13 protein-coding genes are annotated in these 18,268 nt (G+C 57.3%); 12 read left to right on the top strand and 1 reads right to left on the bottom strand.

Features of this window, described 5'->3' with window-relative positions; genetic code table 11:
• Nucleotides 1–39: 39 nt before the first annotated feature.
• Nucleotides 40–1,644: a vitamin K epoxide reductase family protein gene (locus VL547_RS10480; protein WP_325577614.1), complete on the top strand. Its 1,605-nt coding sequence runs from the start codon at nt 40–42 to the stop codon at nt 1,642–1,644.
• A gap of 312 nt (nt 1,645–1,956) precedes the next feature.
• Here VL547_RS10480 and VL547_RS10475 read toward each other — a convergent pair whose 3' ends face one another.
• On the bottom strand, nt 1,957–2,139 hold the full coding sequence (locus VL547_RS10475; RefSeq protein ID WP_325577613.1) for a hypothetical protein: 183 nt from the start codon (nt 2,137–2,139) through the stop codon (nt 1,957–1,959).
• A gap of 106 nt (nt 2,140–2,245) precedes the next feature.
• Here VL547_RS10475 and VL547_RS10470 point away from each other — a divergent pair, with 106 nt between their 5' ends.
• From VL547_RS10470 to VL547_RS10420, 11 genes are all read left to right on the top strand, one after another.
• The gene (locus tag VL547_RS10470; RefSeq protein ID WP_325577612.1) at nt 2,246–4,435 is read left to right on the top strand and encodes a peptidase domain-containing ABC transporter; all 2,190 of its coding nucleotides are present in this window, start codon (nt 2,246–2,248) and stop codon (nt 4,433–4,435) included.
• A gap of 11 nt (nt 4,436–4,446) precedes the next feature.
• Nucleotides 4,447–5,721: an HlyD family secretion protein gene (locus VL547_RS10465; RefSeq protein WP_325577611.1), complete on the top strand. Its 1,275-nt coding sequence runs from the start codon at nt 4,447–4,449 to the stop codon at nt 5,719–5,721.
• 356 nt (nt 5,722–6,077) lie between these two features.
• Nucleotides 6,078–8,726 carry an outer membrane beta-barrel protein gene (locus VL547_RS10460; protein WP_325577610.1) on the top strand — a complete coding sequence of 883 codons (2,649 nt, stop codon included), beginning with the start codon at nt 6,078–6,080 and terminating at the stop codon, nt 8,724–8,726.
• A gap of 78 nt (nt 8,727–8,804) precedes the next feature.
• Nucleotides 8,805–11,639: a TonB-dependent receptor gene (locus VL547_RS10455; RefSeq protein WP_325577609.1), complete on the top strand. Its 2,835-nt coding sequence runs from the start codon at nt 8,805–8,807 to the stop codon at nt 11,637–11,639.
• 89 nt (nt 11,640–11,728) lie between these two features.
• Nucleotides 11,729–12,922, top strand: a complete 1,194-nt coding sequence (locus tag VL547_RS10450; RefSeq protein WP_325577608.1) for an MFS transporter — start codon at nt 11,729–11,731, stop codon at nt 12,920–12,922.
• A gap of 46 nt (nt 12,923–12,968) precedes the next feature.
• On the top strand, nt 12,969–13,850 hold the full coding sequence (gene atpG / locus VL547_RS10445) for an ATP synthase F1 subunit gamma (RefSeq protein ID WP_325577607.1): 882 nt from the start codon (nt 12,969–12,971) through the stop codon (nt 13,848–13,850).
• A gap of 7 nt (nt 13,851–13,857) precedes the next feature.
• Nucleotides 13,858–14,484 (top strand): SMC-Scp complex subunit ScpB, encoded by a 627-nt coding sequence (scpB, locus tag VL547_RS10440; protein WP_325577606.1) that lies wholly within the window; start codon nt 13,858–13,860, stop codon nt 14,482–14,484.
• Nucleotides 14,485–14,533: 49 nt separating this feature from the next.
• A complete protein-coding gene (gene lysA, locus VL547_RS10435) occupies nt 14,534–15,739 on the top strand; it encodes a diaminopimelate decarboxylase (protein WP_325577605.1) in 1,206 nt (401 codons plus the stop codon).
• 45 nt (nt 15,740–15,784) lie between these two features.
• Complete coding sequence (locus VL547_RS10430; protein WP_325577604.1) at nt 15,785–16,270, top strand: thioredoxin family protein; 486 nt, start codon at nt 15,785–15,787, stop codon at nt 16,268–16,270.
• A 2-nt stretch (nt 16,271–16,272) separates the two neighbouring features.
• Nucleotides 16,273–16,782 carry a DUF4442 domain-containing protein gene (locus VL547_RS10425; RefSeq protein WP_325577603.1) on the top strand — a complete coding sequence of 170 codons (510 nt, stop codon included), beginning with the start codon at nt 16,273–16,275 and terminating at the stop codon, nt 16,780–16,782.
• 1 nt (nt 16,783) lies between these two features.
• A complete protein-coding gene (locus VL547_RS10420) occupies nt 16,784–18,190 on the top strand; it encodes an MBL fold metallo-hydrolase (RefSeq protein ID WP_325577602.1) in 1,407 nt (468 codons plus the stop codon).
• Nucleotides 18,191–18,268 lie beyond the last annotated feature (78 nt).

The following is an 18,268-nucleotide window of genomic DNA, read 5'->3' as shown; positions in this document are numbered from 1 at the left end:
ATATTTAGAAGCGAACATGAGAAAGTCCTAACCTTACCTATGGCCCAAACGTTCAACTCCCGGCTACCCGACGTGGCGGCTCACTATGTCCGGCTACTCGGGATAAAAGTCACGCAAACCACACTGAAAAGGGACTTGGTGGAGAATCCATATTATCCCAGCCTCCTCAGTCTTTCCGATACTTTTGACCGGTATGGCCTATCCAATGCCGCTTATGCGCTGGAGGGAAACCTGCTGGACCAGGCGGAACCGCCTTTTGTAGCGTATGCTTCGGTAAAGGGCAATTTGCGGGACTTTGTACTGGTCACTGCCATAAGCGGCGATGCGGTTACTTACCGGTACGACGGCCGGAAGCCGGTGACGCTCGACCGGGAGGCATTCCTGAAGATATACAGGGGTTATATATGGGTCGCCGAATCCACGACGCGGGTAGTGGAAAAAGACTTCGAACAAAAGCGGGTAGAGGAACGTCGCGGTCGGTTGAAGCGCGGGGTCGCCCTGGTTGTCGCCGCGGCGGTGTTATTGGGGCTGGCTTATGACAGCCTTCCATCGGGCGCATACGAAGAGACCGTTTTTTGCCTATGGCTACTGACTAAGACGGCCGGAATGGCGGTCTCCGTTTTGCTGCTGTTGTACGAGTCCGGCAGTGGAGGCGCCTTTGTGCAGCAGATTTGCCAGGCGGGCGCGCAGACGGATTGCGGAGCAGTCCTGGGGAGTAAAGCCTCGGCTATCGGAGGCGTCACCTGGAGCGAAATCGGGTTCTTTTATTTCGCGGCGACATTATCCGGTTTGTTGTTTCCGGGCGTAGCGTTTGTCGCGAAGGAATGGCTGCTTTGCTGGAGCGCCTTCCTGGTCGTGCTCTATACCCCTTTCAGCCTCTATTATCAATGGAAGGTGGTGCGCCAGTGGTGCCCGTTGTGCCTGTGCGTGCAGGCAATCCTGGTCCTGGAATTGACGTTGTCTCTGATTGTATATGGGAAGGCCGCCTCTATCCCGCAGGCCAGCGTCCTGCCGGCGGTCATGGTCTGCGCGCTGTGGCCCGCACTTACCTGGATCTTTTTGAAGCCGCAATTAACCATGGCCAGGAACGGAAGGGAATACCAGGCCGCCTATAAACGTCTTCGGTCCAATCCGGACCTTTTTCAGGGACTGCTCCAGCAGCAGGCCCAGGCGCCCGATGGCTGGCAGGAGCTGGGTATCGCATTGGGTAATCCACAGGCGCCCATCCAGATCCTCAAGGTCTGTAGTCCTTATTGCGGCCCCTGCGCGGCGGCACACCCGGTATTGGAAGACGTGCTCGAACGGAACAAGAACACCCAGCTCAGGATATTGTTCACCGCGCCCAACAAAGAAGGCGACCGGCGGACGCCTGTAGTCAAACACCTGATGGCGCTGGCGGCGAGACGCCAGCCCGGCCTGATCGAGAGGGCGCTCGGGGACTGGTATGGGGCAAAAGAGAAGGACTATAAAGCCTTTGCGGACAAGTACCCGTTGGAACCGGCCGAGGGGAACGAGGGGGAGCAGTTGGAAGCGATGGCCGGTTGGTGCGAGCTCGCGGAAATCACGTTCACGCCCACGATTTTTGTCGGCGGCTACCGGCTCCCGGAGGACTTTAGCGTGCAGGATTTGAGCGAGATCCTGTAGAGGGTATCTCCCCGTCACGGGGACGGGGAGATCGGAGGTGTTTAGGCGCCGCCGCCTGGATCGTTACAAGTCGCCGAACTGCAAAGGCCATCGAGGCTGCAATTCGTGTAACCGCAAGACGCTAAGGGATCGGATATCCCGTCGTTGATGCAAATGAACACGGTAGAGTTTCCGACCGGGCAGCTGAAGCGGGTCAGGGTTCCTGATCCGCCTTTGATGGCTTTCATCGCATCCCGGGAAAGCGCGGTTCCCGGAATGGTGTTTTTTGAATTCATGGTGATTGGGGTTTAGACGGTAAAGCAATTGGAGTGGCTAAACGACACCGCCGCCGCCGCCACCGCAGCCGACCAGGGCGGAAGAACAAGTGGAAACAGCCTGGCAACCCTGGATGCCGCAGGTCGATGCAGGGTTTTGTGTGCTGGGGAGGCACACGGGGACGCCGCCGGGGCAAGCCCATTCTACGAAGCCGGCCATGCCGCCCTTGATGTTTTTCATTTCATTTTTGGAAAGTGGTCTGGCGTTCATCATGTCTTTTGGTGTTTTGTGAATAAAAAAATTAGAATTATAAAAGATAAGGAATAAGTACGAGATTTAAAAGGGTATGTTCAAAGTTTATCGCCAGCTCAATCAAATGGATTGCGGTCCGACCTGTCTTCGGATGGTGGCCAGATTTTACGGCCGGCACTACGGGGCGGAACACCTCCGGGCGCTCGTGGGCTCCAATAAGGAAGGGACTTCGCTATATGGGATCAGCCAGGCGGCGGAAAAGATCGGTTTCAGGACCAGGGGCGTCCGGATTGGGTACGAGTCGCTGACAAAGGAGGTCCAGCTGCCGTGTATCCTTTATTGGAGTCAGGAACACTTCGTGGTACTGGTGCGGGTGAGGCGTGGCTTGTTCCAGGTAGCGGATCCCGCCGCGGGGCTTTTGCAATACCGCAAGAATAAGTTCCTGGAGCGTTGGGCCACCGACGCCAGGGAAGCCGCCGAGCCTTCCGGGATAGCGTTGCTGCTGGAGCCTTCACCAGATTTTTATGCCGAAGAAGGGGAAAAAGAAGGCGGGTTGAGCTGGAATCTGGTATTAAGGTATCTCCGGCAGACGAAAGGGCGGATATTCCAGGTCTTCGCAGCCTTGTTCATCACGTCGCTGTTGCAGCTGGTAATGCCTTTCCTGACGCAGAGCGTGGTGGATACCGGGATCAATACCCGCAACCTGCAGTTCGTGTCGATCGTGCTCGTTGCGCAGCTTATGCTGATTTTCTCCAGGAGTATCGTTGATTTTATCCGCAGCCGGCTGCTGTTGAGCGTATCGATGATCGTCAACCTTTCCGTATTGTCCGACTTCTGGATCAAAGTAACAAAGCTCCCGATGTCCTATTTCGACAGCCGGCACAGCGGGGACACGCTCCAACGGCTGGGCGACAGCCGGCAGATCCAGAATTTCCTGACCGGAAGCGCGCTGAACACCCTGTTTTCGATGTTCAGCCTCGTCGTTTTCTCCATAGTCCTATTGACGTATAACCTGGAGATTTTCGGGGTGTTCCTGGGCGGTAGCGTCCTTTATTTCTTTTGGATAAAGACCTTCATGGGGGTGCGGCGGAGGCTGAATTACAAGACTTTTCATATTTCGGCGCGGGAGAACAATGCAACCCTTCAGCTCATCCAGGGCATGCAGGAGCTGAAGCTGCACCAGGCGGAACAGGCTAAGCGATGGGAATGGGAAAGTATCCAGACGTCGATTTTCCGGCTCAATGTAAAAACGCTGAACTTTAACCAGATCCAGCAGGCGGGGGCCATCCTTATCAGCCAGTCCAAGGACATATTCATCGTTTTCATCGTCGCGGAACAGGTCATCGACGGCAGACTTACCATGGGGGCCATGTTGGCGATCCAGTACATCATAGGCCAGCTGAGCAGCCCGGTGGAGCAGCTGGCGAACTTTCTCCAGTCAGCGCAAGACGCGAAGATCAGCATGGAACGGTTGGGTGAAGTACACGCCCTCGACGACGAGGAAAAGCCGGGTGTGCATTACAACCATATGCTTCCCAAAAGGAGGGGCATTCGGCTCCGGGGGGTCACTTTCGCGTATCCGGGAGCGGGTAACGAACCCGTGCTCAGGGACATCGACCTGGATATACCGGAAGGAAAGGTCACCGCCATCGTGGGGATGAGCGGCAGCGGGAAAACCACGCTGATGAAGCTGCTGCTGAAGTTTTACCAGGAATATGATGGAAATATACACATAGGGGAGACCAATTTCGGCCTCATTGCCCCTTCCGCCTGGAGGAGGGAGTGTGGGGCCGTAATGCAGGAGGGATATATATTCAGCGATACCGTCGCCCGGAACATCGCGCTGGGAGAAGATGCCGTCAATTATGAACGGCTGGAGGAGTGTTGCCGCGCGTCGAATATATTGTCTTTTGTCGAAGCGCTCCCTGGTGGCTTTCAGACTATGCTCGGCGCGGCGGGAACGGGTGTCAGCCAGGGTCAGAAGCAGCGGCTGCTGATTGCGCGGGCGATGTACAAGGATCCGTACTACCTTTTTTTCGACGAAGCGACCAACGCATTGGACGCCAACAATGAGACGGCCATCGTCGAGAATTTGGGCGCTTTTTTCAAGGGTCGGACGGTGGTAACGATCGCCCACCGGCTGAGCACCGTTCGTCACGCCGACAAGATCGTCGTCATGGCGGACGGTCGTATCGTCGAGGAGGGAACGCACGACGCGTTATCCAGGCGGAAGGGGAAATACTATGAATTGGTGCGCAACCAGCTTGAGCTAGGGGCGCCATAAATAAAAACGCTATGCCGGAACAACCCAGGCGCACGGGAGACTTGGATGAGATCATTTCCAGCAGGCCCGGTTTTTATGAAAGCTGGGCCCTGTGGATATTCTTGCTGATATTGGTCGTGCTGGCCGGCGCAGCCGGTATGATCCGGTACCCCGATATCGTGGAGGCAGGGGCCGTGCTGACCGCCACCAACGCGCCCAAGGAGCTGGTGCCCAGGTCGGGCGGCAGGCTGGTGCGGTTGCTGGCCGGCAACGACGATACGGTACGCGCGGGGGCGTCGATTGGCTGGTTGGAAAGTACGGCGGATCATTCGGAGGTGCTCCGCCTGGATAGGTTGCTCGACAGCTGTTCCCATTTATTGACGGAGGGCAGGACGGAGAAGGCCTCGCAGTTGTTCAGCGGCCAGTTCCTGAACCTGGGCGAAATCCAGAACGGGTACCAGCAATTCACCCAGGCTTACCAGCAATTCAACGACTACCTCGTCAACGGCTATTACATCCGTCGCAAAACGTCGATGCTCGCAGACCTGGACTACCTGCGTCACGAGCACGAGGCCCTCGAGGAACAACAGCAGCTGACCCGGAAGGACCTGGCGATTTCACAGGAGACGTACAACGCCAACAGCTCGTTGTACCAGGAGAAGGTCATTTCCCGGCAAGACATGCGGGATGAAGAAAGCAAACTGGTCGGCAAACAGCTGACGCTACCTCAGTTGACCTCGGCGCTGCTGACCAACGAAACGGGACAGGTAGACAAGCAACGGGACATAGAGGAGCTCGAACACAGCATACAGCAGCAGAAAGCGCTTTTCGTCCAGGCGGTGCAAACACTCAAAAGCCAGACCGAGGATTGGATCCGGCGGTATGTGCTATCGGCGCCTGTGAGCGGGAGGGTAGTATTTATCGTGCCGCTGCAGACCGATCAGTATTTACAGGAAGGGAAAACGGTCGGTTATATCGACCCGCCCAACAGCCACTACTACGCACAGGTGAACCTGGGGCAGGCAAACCTGGGTAAGGTTTCGGTCGGGGAACTGGTGCAGCTTCGGATCGACGCCTATCCCTATCAGGAGTTCGGGTACCTGGAAGGCCGGCTGGCGTATATCTCCAAGGTACCTTCGGACAGCGGATTCCTGGCCAATATCGAGTTGACGCGCGGACTCGCGACCCAGTATGGAAATCTTATCCAGTATAAAAGCGGTCTGAAGGGGACGGCGATGATCGTGACGAAGGATCAACGGCTGGGGGCCAGGATTCTCTATTCAATTATCAAGACGACCAGCCGCTGATCTTGCCGTTAGGGAACGATCGGGTCGCAGCCGTCGGATGCGAAGCATTCATTTAAGGGAATGCAATTCATAAATCCGCATGATTGGGACGGATTCGTACTGTTGGAGGCACAGATGTTAATGTCGCCGACCCCGGGGTCGTAACAACTCCACAATGTAAAGCCATTGTTGGTGCCTCCCTTGATCCGCTTCATCTCCGGTTGTGTTAGAAGCTTCCCGGAGAATTGGGTGGTTTGAATCATGAGTTAAACGATTTGGTTAAAAAAAATGAATACTAAAAGATAAATATCCCTTTCGAGAGATTTATCCGTATAAAGACGGATTGAATGGGTAGGTGGAGTTTGGTATCTTGAGACGTGAAGGCAATCGTATGGTTGGTATGGTTCGGGTTACTGGCGGGATCAGTGCGTGCGCAAGGCCCGGTGGTATGGGGGCGGGTGACGGATTCCGCCACCGGCAAGGGGCTCGACCGCGCGGTGGTGAGCATGGTGGCCAGCGGACGACGGGATTCGGTGCGGGTGTTGACTGATACATCAGGGATTTATAAGATATACCGGACGCCGGCTTCGGACTTTGTGACGGTTGTAAGCTTTATAGGCTACAAGACACGGGGTAAATATTACAAGGCCGGCGCCAGGGGGGACCTGGGTGAATTGGCCCTGGTCCCCCAGGTTAGTGAGATGCAGGAGGTGGTCATCGAGGCGCCCGCGATACACCTCAAGGTAGATACCGTGGAGTACAGGTCGGACGCCTTCCCCGTGCGGAAAGACGCGGTCCTCGAGGACCTGTTGAGGAAGCTGCCGGGTTTTCAGATAGACCAGAATGGGAACATTACCGCATACGGCCGGCCGGTCACCAAGATCCGGATTGGCGGAAAGGATTTTTTCCTGGGCGACCCCAAGCTCGCCACGCAGAATATACCGGCGGAAGTCATCGACAAGGTACAGGTGATCGACGATAAAAGCGACCAGGCAAAGCTGACGGGTTTTGACGACGGGGAACGCGAGCAGGTGATCAACCTGACCATCAAGAAATCGCGGACGGATTCGTATTTCGGGAACGTGACGGCGGGCGCGGGTACGGATGGCCGGTATATGGGAACGGGCAGGGTGTTCCGTTTCGACCAGGGACAACAGGTGGCGGTGATCGGGGGCGCGAACAACACCAACGGGACCAACATCACATCCGGTTCGACGACCTCGGGCCCCCCGGACAACCACGCCGCCACCGCGGGCGTGGACTTTTCGGGTAAGCTGGCCGAACACCTGACGATGACCGGTAATTATAACTACAGCCTGAGTCATTCGGTGACTACGCAATGGTCGCGTCGTACCTACTACCAGGATACCTCCTATAGTTATATCCAGAACGCGCAAAACGACAACCGCCAGCAGACGCACAACCTCCAGATGACGCTGGGGTACGGGGCGGGTAAGCACGATTCGCTGATTGTAAGGCCCAGCTTGAATTACAGCGTCAACCACCAGCAAACCGCCAACAGCTTCAACTTCCTGGATGCCGGCGGGGATACCACCAGCCGGGGGACGCAGGCGTATTCGGCCGACAACTCTTCCCCCAACCTGTCGGGTTCGCTGACGTGGCTGCACCGTTTCGCCCGGGTGGGGCGTACGCTGACGGCGTCGGTCAACGCGGGACCGGGACCGATACGCGAAACCGACAATAATTTTTCCACCAACCATATTTATACCCCGAGCTCGCTCGACACCATCTGGCAAACGAGCGACATCCATACCCATAAACGGCAGTACGCCGCTTCGGCCAACTACACAGAGCCGCTGGGCAAGGGTAAGAACCTGGAAATATCCTACAACTACTCGTTGAACGAAAACATCTCCGCCAAGAACGTGTACGACGTCAGCGCGATCAACAAAACCCTCAACGACAGCCTCACCAATTCGTTCGACAATATCCTGGAGACGCACAAGCTCGGGGTGAATTTCCAGCAGAGCGGCAAGAAGTACCACTACCAGCTGGGGCTGGGTTTGCAGCCGACCCTGCTCTACAGCCGGTCGGTGACGTTCGACACGCCAAGGGTTTTCCGGCAGCAGGCTCTGGAGATGGTCCCGATCGGTAACTTCTATTACCAGCTGAGCCCTTCCCGGCGCATCCATTTTTACTACAACGGCTACACCCAGCAACCCTCAATCAGCCAGCTCCAGCCGGTACCGGATTATACCAATCCATTATATGTGGCCGAAGGGAATCCGAACCTGAAGCCGTCGTTCAATCACGTGCTCCGGCTGAGCTATAACGACATCGACCGGACGACGGGGCGCTCGTTGTTTATCAGCGGGTATACCACCATCCGCCAGAACGCGATCGTGAGCAACGTCACCGTGCTGCCGGGCGGCAAACAGATCGTACAGCCGGTCAACATCAACGGGAACTATTCGACCAGCGGATCGTACGACTATTCGCTGCCCTTTTCCGGGCGGGTTTTTATTTTCTCCGCCTCGGGCAACCTGGGTTATACCAACAACGTCAGCCTGGAAGCCGGCGCGCGGAATACCGGGAAGAACTGGACCGGGCGGCAGGGTTTGAAGCTGGCCTTCAACAAGGGGAAATGGCTCGACCTTACGACCAGCGCCGCTTACAACTTCAATAACAGCGCTTTTTCGCTGGACCCGGCGGCAACCAACCGGGTGTCGTCCTGGGTTTTCACCCAGGACGGTCGGGTGGACTTCGCCGGCGACTTTTCGCTCCGGTACACCTTTGCGTACACCCTAAACGAGGGAGTGCCCCAGGGAGTCGACAAAAATGTCACACTGATGAGCATGGTCCTGGAAAAGCGGATCCTCCGGGACCGGGGCATCTTTGCCTTGTCCGTGAACGACTTGTTCGACAATAACGTGGGTTACAACCACGTGGCCGGTTTCGGGTACACCGAAGACGACCAGAATTCGGTCATGGGGCGGTTTTTATTGGCTAGCTTTACATGGAAGTTCCAGCAGTACCGCGCAGGGGCGAAGCCCACGGGGCATTAGCCGTGCGACGAAACCTGCCGGGCAACTGTAACAAAACAACTGTTTTTGCGTCTAATCAGGCTCCAAGCCTTCCATGCCATGAAACCGCTTCCTCGCCTTGTAACTGCACTCCTCCTACTGTCCACGACATCCGCCCGGGGTCAGGGCGTTTCCGGCTATGTCCGGGACTCCGCCTCGGGGACGGCGCTCGACGGGGCGGTGGTCTCTTTTGTAAATGTGGGCAAAACGGATACCACGCGCGTGCTGACCGACGCTCGGGGACGTTTCAGGGTCAACCGGGACGCCAGCGGGGATTTCCTGCTGCTATTCAGTTTTGTCGGATACCAGACCAGGGGGTATCGTTACCCTTCGTCGATGCAGACGGACGTGGGGGCGATCGACCTGGCGCCCTTTGTCGTGAGCATGAAGGAAATCACGATCGAATCCCCGCCCATTGTCCTGAAGACGGATACGATCGAATACCGGGCCAGCGCGTATACCGTAAAGGAGGACGCTACGGTGGAGGACCTCTTTAAAAAGATGCCGGGTATACAGGTGGGCGCCGACGGTTCGGTCACGGCGGGCGGGCAAACCGTGACGAAGATAAAGGTCAATGGGAAGGACTTTTTTGGCGGCGACCCCAGGATGGCCACCAAGAACCTGCCCGCGGACATCGTGGAAAAGGTACAGGTCATCGACGAGAAGAGCGACCAGGCGAAGTTCTCCGGTTTTGACGACGGACAAAGGACGAAGGTGATCAACATCAAGCTGAAAAAGGGCGTCAACGGGGGCTATTTTGCCCGTGCGACGGCCGGGGGCGGCACGGACGGGCGTTACCAGGCCAGTATTACGGCCAACCGGTTCAACGACGACCAGCAGGTTTCGATCATCGGGAACTCCAACAATACGAACAGCAACCTGTTCTCGTTCAACACGCCGGGGCTATCCCTGGGGATGGGTGGATTCATGAGCAACTACATGAACACCATGAACAACACCGGTGGCCAGAATGCCTTTGTCAACATGGCCAACAACGGGGATATGGGTTTTCAGTCGGCCGGGGGGAACAGCACCCAGACAGGGGTGACGACCGCGCATTCGGGGGGTGTGAATTTCGTGGACCAGTGGGGGCCGAAGCTGAGCGTCTACGGGAGCTATCTGTATGGCTATGGTTCCACCACCTTGACCCAGCAAACGGCCCAGCAATATTTCCTGCCGGACTCGACCTACTACCGGAACCAGCAGCAGCACACGCTGACCGTACAACAGAACCACCGGATATACCTGAACGTGGAGTACACGATCGACTCGGCCAATTCGATGAAGATCAGTCCGGTGATCACCTATGCGACCCTTAGCCAGGACAACCGGACGACCTTCAGCAGCCTGGACTACCAAAAGGTCCCGTCGGGGAACGGCTCACAGAACTACCAGGGCTCCAACAGCACCCCCAACCTGAGCGGGACGATCCTTTTCCGGCATAAATTCGGAAGGGAAGGACGTACCATCTCCGCCAACGTCAACCTCGGCACTACCACGACCACCGAAACGGACGACAACCAGACGTCGAACCCCGGCGCGATCGCGCTGCCGGTGGATTCGTTGAACCAGCAGTATAAGCTACATACGCGCAACAGCAACAACGGGGTGCGGTTATCCTATACCGAACCGGTGACGCACGATAAGTCGCTCGAGCTGTACTACCTCTATAACAATGCGTCGAGCGGCAACGACAAACGCACGTACATCGTCCAGGACACGTCGCACATCCTGAACCCGCAATTGAGCAACGCCTACACGTCGCACTTCATCACCCACCAGGCGGGTGTCAATTTCCGGGAGAACAAGAAAAAGTACAACTACACCCTGGGTTTTGGTTTGCAGCCGACGGCGCTTACGGGCGGCCCGGACGGCAAGGACACGCTGCCGCAGACGAGCCAGAGCCGGTTGAATTTTTTGCCACAGGCAAGCTTTACCTACAATTTCGCACGGACGAAGATCTTCATCTTCCGCTACCTTACGTCGATCAGCCAGCCCTCGATCACGCAGCTACAGCCCCTCGCGGACTACAGCAACCCGCTGTTCATCACCTACGGCAACCCGGACCTCAAGCCCCAGTACACGCACACCCTCAGCGCGAACTACAACCAGTTCAACCTGGGCACGGGGAAGATGTTGTTCACCTTCCTCAACGCCAGCATCATCCGGCACCGGATCATCAACAATACCATCATCCTGCCGGATACGGGCCAGGTGAACCGGCCACAGAACCTGAACGGCTACTACAACGTGAACGCGCTGTACGTATTCTCCAAGCCCTTCAAGCACAGGACGTGGGTGCTTACTTTTATCGGGAACGGCACCTATACCAACGACGTGAGCCTCGTACAAAGCCCCGACCACCCCAGCTTCACGAGCAGCCTGCCGAGTACGGGCCACAACTGGATCGTGTTCCAGAGCGCTACCGTGGAATATTACCGTAAACAGTGGCTGGAGCTCACGGCGGGGGTCAACTATACCGGCAACTGGACCCACTACGCGCTCGACACCGTGAGCACGGGGACCTTTAGCACCTGGGCCTTTACCCAGACCGGTAGGGTGGACTTCGCAAAAACCTTTAGCCTGAACTACGAATTCAGCTACCGGCTGAACACCGGTCTCCAGGAAGGGATCGGGAAAAACATCGCGCTGATGAACATCTGGCTGGAGGAACGCATCCTGAAACGGAAGGGCGTGCTCCGGTTGGGGGTGAACGACCTCTTCAACAGCAACGCCAGCATCAACCGGACGTCGACCGCGACGTATACGCAGGACGTACAAAGCAGCGTGCTGAACCGGTATGCGCTGTTGAGCTTTGCGTACAAGTTCCAGAAATTCAAGGGGGTGCAGAAGGCCGTTAAGGCAAAGGACGGGGTGCTGGGGGCGTTCCAATAGGGGCGTATTCAGGAGCGTTGTTTGATTTTCGTAAGTCCTCGTTTGATTTGGGCTTGGCCTTTCGGGGCCGGCGCGTGTACCTTTGCGTTATGTTGACGACAAAGCTGAGGTACCTGATGGCTATCGGGACCGCGATCCTCGTGGGAAATATCTATTACTGTCAGCCCTTGCTGGGCGAGCTTTCCCGGAGTTTCGGGGTGAGCGAGCGCTCGGCGGCCTTTGTAAATATATGCACCCAGGCAGGCTACCTGCTGGGTTTGTTCTTTATCGTCCCCCTGGGTGACATGATCAGCCGGAACAAGCTCATCGTCCGGATGCATTGGTTTGCCGCCCTGGCCATGCTGGGGGCGGCAGCGAGCCCGGGGATCGGCTGGCTGAAGGCGGCTTCGGTCCTAGTGGGCGTGTCCACGACGGCCTGCCAGATCTTTATCCCGTTCGCGGCGCACCTGGCGCGGGAGGAGGAGCGGGGACGTGTAGTCGGCTCGATGATGGGCGGCCTGCTCACGGGTATCCTCCTTTCCCGGACGCTGGCGGGATTTGTTGCCCAGGCGCTGGGCTGGCGCGGCGTTTATTATGTCGGCTCGGGGCTGATGGTCGTGATGGCGGTGGTGTTGGCGTCTGCGCTCCCTTCGGAGCAACCGTCTTTCCGGGGGTCCTATGGCTCGCTGATGCGGTCGCTTTGGGATTTGCTGAAGTCACAACCGGTCATCCGCCAGAGCTCCCTGATCGGCGCGTCCCTGTTCGCGGCGGTTTCGGCCTTCTGGGCGACGCTGGCCTTTTTCCTGGAAGCCCCGCCTTTTGGATACAGCCTCTCGACCATCGGTTTGTTCGGGGTGATCGGCGCCGGGGGCGCCCTGGCCAGCCCCCTGGTCGGCCGAATCGCCGACAAGAAAAGCCCGCTGGTCCCCATCCGGATCGGCATCGGGCTGATGATCCTGGCGTACCTGTTGCTTTTCAAGGCAGACTGGAGCGTCGCCATCGTCGTCGCGGGGGTGATCCTGCTGGACATCGGGGTGCAGTGCGCCCACGTGCCCAACCTGGCCCGGAACTACCGGCTGCTGCCGGAAGCCCGGACCCGGCTCAATACCATTTATATGACGTCTTACTTTATCGGGGGGACCATAGGGTCCACGCTGGGCAGCCTGGCCTGGGACGCCGGTGGCTGGACGGGGGTTTGCCTGGCCGGGCTGGGGCTGATCTCGATCGGGACGGTGGCCGTGCTCATGGAGTCGTTCGGGAACGGCCCGGTGGCCAGAATATCCAGGGAAAGGGCTGCGCTATAGGTATTTCCCCGCTTTTCGCTTACCTTTGCCCCCAATTTTTACCGTTATGAGTGGCCAGCTAAAAGAAGTCCGCCTCCGCATCAAATCGATACAAAGTACACAGCAGATCACCAAAGCCCTGAAGATGGTGAGCGCCGCCAAGCTGCGCCGCGCCCAGGATGCCATCCTCCAGATGCGTCCCTACGCCCAGAAGCTGCAGGAAATGCTGGCCAATATCGTGAGCAATACGGAAGGCGACCTCGGACTGAGCCTGGCCACCGAGCGCCCGGTAGAACGGGTCCTCTATATCGTCCTGACGTCCGACCGGGGCACCTGCGGCAGCTATAACTCCAACGTCATCAAGCTGGCCCGCCAGTCGATGCAGCAGAAATACCCCGCCGCCCTGAAGTCCGGGAACATCACCGTCTGGGGATTCGGGAAAAAGGGGTATGAGTACTTCGAGCGGAACCGCTTCAAGGTATCGGACCAGTTCCGGGATATCTTTCAACACCAGAGTTTCGAGCACGTCCAGCAGGCCGCCCAGGCCGCTATAAAGGCGTTCCTCGACAAGCAGTTCGACGCCGTCGAAGTCGTTTATAGCGAGTTCCGCAATGCCGCCACCCAGGTATTCAAGGTGGAGCCCTTCCTGCCCATCGCCAAGGTCCAGAGCAAGACCGGCGCCAAGAAGGCCGACTTCATCTTCGACCCCTCCAAGGAGGTGCTGATTGCCGAGCTGATGCCGAAGATCCTCAACACCCAGCTGTTCAAAGCGGTCCTGGACGCCAACGCTTCCGAGCACGGCGCCCGTATGACGGCCATGGACAAGGCCACGGAAAATGCCAACGAGCTGTTGCGCAACCTCAAGATTTCCTACAACCGGGCACGCCAGGCAGCCATCACCACGGAGCTGACCGAGATCGTGAGCGGGGCGGCCGCACTACAAGGCTGATCAGACGATGGAGCTTAGCCAGATCATCCCCCATATCGAAGTACTGATTTTCGCCAGCGACAAACCGCTGACCATTGCAGAGCTGTTGGAATTGGTGAATAACGCCCTGGGCTTTATCGAGGACAGGGCGGTCCCGGAACAGGTAGCGGCGGCCCTCGAGGCGATACGCGAAAAATACGCTACCGAGTTCTATCCCTTCGAAATCCGCGAAAGCGGCGGTGGATGGCAGTTCCTGACCAAGAAGGAATACCATAAGACGGTAGCCCTCCTGGTGGGCGACAAGTTCCTGAAGCGGTTGAGCGCGGCGGCCCTGGAGACCCTGGCCATCATCGCTTATAAACAGCCGATCACCAAGGGCGAGATCGAGTCGATCCGCGGTGTGAACAGCGACTACTCCGTCCAGAAGCTGCTGGAAAAAGAGCTGATCGTGATCGCGGGCCGCAACGAGGACCTCCCCGGCAAACCCCTGGTATACTCCACTTCCCGTTCCTTTATGGACTACTTCGGCCTGAACTCCGCCGCGGAGCTGCCGACGATCAAGGAAGTCCTGATGGAGCAGGCGGTGCAGCCATTCATAGTGACCGACGATCATCCGGTGGAGTCGGACAAACAGCCTGAAGAACCTGAATCATAACGTGCCTCTTGCACGTGCGCTTTGGCGCCAACACTTTTAAGATGCTTTTATGACCTCCGAACAGCTTATCCATATCGCCCGTGAATACGGGACGCCCGTATACGTCTACGAAGCCGAAAAGATCAAGGAGCAGTACGGTAAACTGACGCGCGCCTTTTCGGCTTGCCAGTCCCGTTTTTTCTACGCCTGTAAGGCGCTGACCAATATCAACGTGCTCCAGTACATGCGGGGGCTCGGCGCGGGGCTCGACTGCGTCAGCATCAATGAGGTAAAGCTGGGATTATTGGCGGGTTTTGAGCCGTCTAACATCCTCTTCACGCCAAACTGCGTGGACTTGGACGAGATCATCCAGGCCAAGGAGCTGGGCGTACACCTCAACATCGACAATATTTCCATCCTCGAGCAGTTCGGGAATAAATTCGGGGGTTCTTACCCGGTTTGTATCCGGCTCAACCCCCACATCATGGCCGGGGGTAATTACAAGATATCGACCGGGCACGTAGACAGCAAATTCGGTATTTCGATCCACCAGATACGACACATCGAACGGATTGTAAAGACATTCGGGTTACACGTTAACGGCCTCCACATGCATACGGGCAGCGAGATCAAGGACATCAACGTCTTTTTGCAGGGGCTGGAGGTGATGTTCGAGGAGGCCCGGCACTTCAGGCAGCTGGAGTTCATCGACCTGGGTAGCGGATTCAAGGTACCTTACCAGGCGGGCGAGCCCGAGACCGATGTCGCGACGTTGGGCAAGAAAGTTTGCGCCGCTTTTGCGACATTTTCCAAGGAATACGGCCGCCCGCTCGAGGTCTGGTTCGAACCCGGGAAATACCTGGTGAGCGAATCGGGTTACCTCGTGGTAAAGGCCAACGTCATCAAACAAACGACCGCCACCGTCTTCGTCGGCGTGAATTCCGGATTCAACCACCTGATCCGCCCGATGTTCTATGACGCCTTCCACCGTATCGAAAACCTGTCCAACCCCGGCGGGGCGGAACGTATCTATACGGTCGTCGGCAATATCTGCGAAACGGATACCTTTGCCTGGGACCGCAAGCTCAACGAGGTCCGCGAGGGCGACTTCCTGGTGTTCTACAACGCCGGCGCGTACGGCTTCGAGATGTCCTCCAACTTCAACTCCCGGCTCAAGCCCGCGGAGGTCATGGTGGAGGGCGGGGTTGCCCGGCTGATCCGGAAACGCGACGTGTTCGAGGATTTGCTGCGCGGACAGGTATATGAGGCGCCGTAAGCGCCTCTCCCGAAGGGGGCTCGCAACTCATTACAACCGAGTAAGATGAAAATATACGTATTGCTGGCCGTGCTGTTTTGGTCCGGTCGTTTGTGCGCCCAGGAGCTTTCTACGTTTCACGCCTATCATCCCGAAGAGGATGCCGCGGCGTCCGTCTCCCGCGCGATCAAGGCCGCCTCGGCGGCGCATAAGAATGTGTTTGTCGAGATCGGGGGAAATTGGTGCATCTGGTGCGCCCGGTTCGCTGAGATGAGCGGCGCCGATCACCAGATCGACTCGGCCCTGAGCGCCGATTTCGTCGTCGTGCACGTCAATTTTAGCAAAGAAAACATGAACCTGCCGTTGCTCGCGATGCTCGGTTATCCCCAAAGGTTCGGTTTCCCGGTGTTCGTCATCCTCAACGACAAGGGAACCCCGGTACACATCCAGAATACGGACTACCTCGAACAAGGCAAAGGGTATAACAAAGAAAAGATACTATCTTTCCTGAACGATTGGTCGCCGAAGGCATTGGACCCGGCGTCTTACTAACGATGAACCACCCGTCAAAAGATCAAATAGCGAAGAAAAAGGAACGCTTTACCCACATGGCCACCCGGCCGTGGTCATTTGCCTTATACCTTCTCCGGTATATACCGGTTGCCTTATTTTCCGGGATCCGCATCCGGGGGCTCACTGAAGAAGAATGTATGGTTTCTGTTCCCTATTCCTGGTTTTCGAGGAATCCCTTCCGCTCGACCTATTTTGCCTGTCTGGCGATGGCCGGCGAAATGAGTACCGGCGCCCTGGCGATGCTACACGTCTGCGGCGCGGAAAGGAACCTGTCGATGCTTGTGACGGGGATCGAAGCCCAATACCACAAAAAGGCAAGGGGCCTGACCCGGTTCATCTGCAAGGATGGCCGCCTGTTGCAGGCTGCCGTACAATATTCCCAGAACCGAAGCCAGCCGCAAACCTGCAAGGCCTATGCCGTCGGGATCAACCCCGAAGGGGAGTGCGTGGCGGAGTTCTGGATTACCTGGTCTTTCAAATTAAAAGAATAGCATGACGATTGCATTTCACGGAGCGGCCAGGACGGTTACCGGGTCGAAGCACCTGCTGACCCTCGATAACGGGCACAAGGTTTTATTGGATTGTGGGATGTTCCAGGGGATGGGTAAAGAGGGGGACGAGCTCAACCGTACGTTCGGCTTCGACGCCCGGGAGGTGACGTATCTTATCCTCTCGCACGCGCACATCGACCACTCGGGGTTGGTGCCGAAGCTCGTGGCCGATGGTTTTAACGGTAAGATCTATGCTACGTCGGGCACCCGCGATCTTTGCGCGGTCCTGCTACAGGACTCCGCCGAGATCCAACGGGACGACGCGCATTATGAGAATAAAAAACGGGCGCGGTCGGGTCTTCCGCCGATCGAACCGCTTTATTCCGTCGAGGACGCGCGACGCGCCATGGATCTGTTCGAGATCGTTGACTACGGGTCCTTCGTTACGATCGAGCCGGGATTGGAATTGATGTATACGGATGCGGGGCATATTATCGGGAGTGCGGCGGTGTCGCTTCGCATCACCTCCGGTTCTCCTTCGAAAGAAACGCACTTGTTGTTCAGCGGCGACGTGGGCCGCTACAAGGACCTGATCCTGAAAAACCCGCAACCCGTCCCGCAGGCGGACTACATCCTTATCGAGTCGACCTATGGCGACAGCCTTCACCAGCCGGTGGACAATGCGCCGGACGTCCTGCTCGACTGGGTCACCAAGACCTGTCTCCAGAAGAAAGGGAAGCTGATCATACCCGCCTTTAGCGTGGGCAGGACCCAGGAGTTGTTGTACATGCTCAACCAGCTGGAGCAGGAGCACCGGTTGCCCGCGCTGGACTATTATGTCGATAGCCCTTTGTCCTACGAGGCGACCGCCGTTGTGAAAAAGCACCCGGAAAATTTCAACGATACCATAAAGGATGTGTTGAAGGTCGACAATGATCCCTTCGACTTCAAGGGTCTGACTTACATCCAGGATGCCGAGGCGTCAAAGGCATTGAATGGCCGCACCGATCCCATGGTCATCATTTCCGCCAGCGGCATGGCCGACGCCGGCCGCGTCAAGCACCATATCGCCAATAATATCGGCGACGCCCGCAATACGATCCTGATCGTCGGTTATTGCGAACCGCGTTCCCTCGGGGGGCACCTCATCGGCGGCGCCAAGAAGGTGCACATCTACGGAGACGAGTATAAGGTCGTCGCCGAGGTCGGGCAAATGCGCAGCATGAGCGCTCACGGCGACTATGTCGACCTGTTGCACTTCGTTGGGGGACAGGACCCGTCCCTCGTTCGCCGGGTTTTCATCGTTCACGGGGAGTACCCGGTGCAGCAAGGCTTTCAGAAGCATCTTGCCGAGAAAGGGTTTGCCCACGTGGAGATACCGGAGCGGCATCAGTCTTTCGAGCTTTAGCCGCGGTCTGGCTTTAAGCCTGCGGCGCATGACGAGGGGTGGGATGCCTCTTTTACCCCGTTTTGCGAAACGTTTCGC

It is taken from the genome of Dinghuibacter sp. (assembly GCF_035492835.1).
GTDB lineage: Bacteria > Bacteroidota > Bacteroidia > Chitinophagales > Chitinophagaceae > Dinghuibacter.
Note: the sequence above shows the minus strand (reverse complement) of the source record. Positions and strands in the feature narration are given on the sequence as shown.

What these genes read in the sequence shown, in the direction of transcription:
- VL547_RS10480 (WP_325577614.1), top strand. Translation starts at nt 40, where the DNA reads ATGGCCCAAACGTTCAACTCCCGGCTACCCGACGTGGCGGCTCACTAT.
- VL547_RS10475 (WP_325577613.1), bottom strand. Translation starts at nt 2,139, where the DNA reads ATGAAAAACATCAAGGGCGGCATGGCCGGCTTCGTAGAATGGGCTTGC.
- VL547_RS10470 (WP_325577612.1), top strand. Translation starts at nt 2,246, where the DNA reads ATGTTCAAAGTTTATCGCCAGCTCAATCAAATGGATTGCGGTCCGACC.
- VL547_RS10465 (WP_325577611.1), top strand. Translation starts at nt 4,447, where the DNA reads ATGCCGGAACAACCCAGGCGCACGGGAGACTTGGATGAGATCATTTCC.
- VL547_RS10455 (WP_325577609.1), top strand. Translation starts at nt 8,805, where the DNA reads ATGAAACCGCTTCCTCGCCTTGTAACTGCACTCCTCCTACTGTCCACG.
- VL547_RS10450 (WP_325577608.1), top strand. Translation starts at nt 11,729, where the DNA reads ATGTTGACGACAAAGCTGAGGTACCTGATGGCTATCGGGACCGCGATC.
- atpG (WP_325577607.1), top strand. Translation starts at nt 12,969, where the DNA reads ATGAGTGGCCAGCTAAAAGAAGTCCGCCTCCGCATCAAATCGATACAA.
- scpB (WP_325577606.1), top strand. Translation starts at nt 13,858, where the DNA reads ATGGAGCTTAGCCAGATCATCCCCCATATCGAAGTACTGATTTTCGCC.
- lysA (WP_325577605.1), top strand. Translation starts at nt 14,534, where the DNA reads ATGACCTCCGAACAGCTTATCCATATCGCCCGTGAATACGGGACGCCC.
- VL547_RS10430 (WP_325577604.1), top strand. Translation starts at nt 15,785, where the DNA reads ATGAAAATATACGTATTGCTGGCCGTGCTGTTTTGGTCCGGTCGTTTG.
- VL547_RS10425 (WP_325577603.1), top strand. Translation starts at nt 16,273, where the DNA reads ATGAACCACCCGTCAAAAGATCAAATAGCGAAGAAAAAGGAACGCTTT.
- VL547_RS10420 (WP_325577602.1), top strand. Translation starts at nt 16,784, where the DNA reads ATGACGATTGCATTTCACGGAGCGGCCAGGACGGTTACCGGGTCGAAG.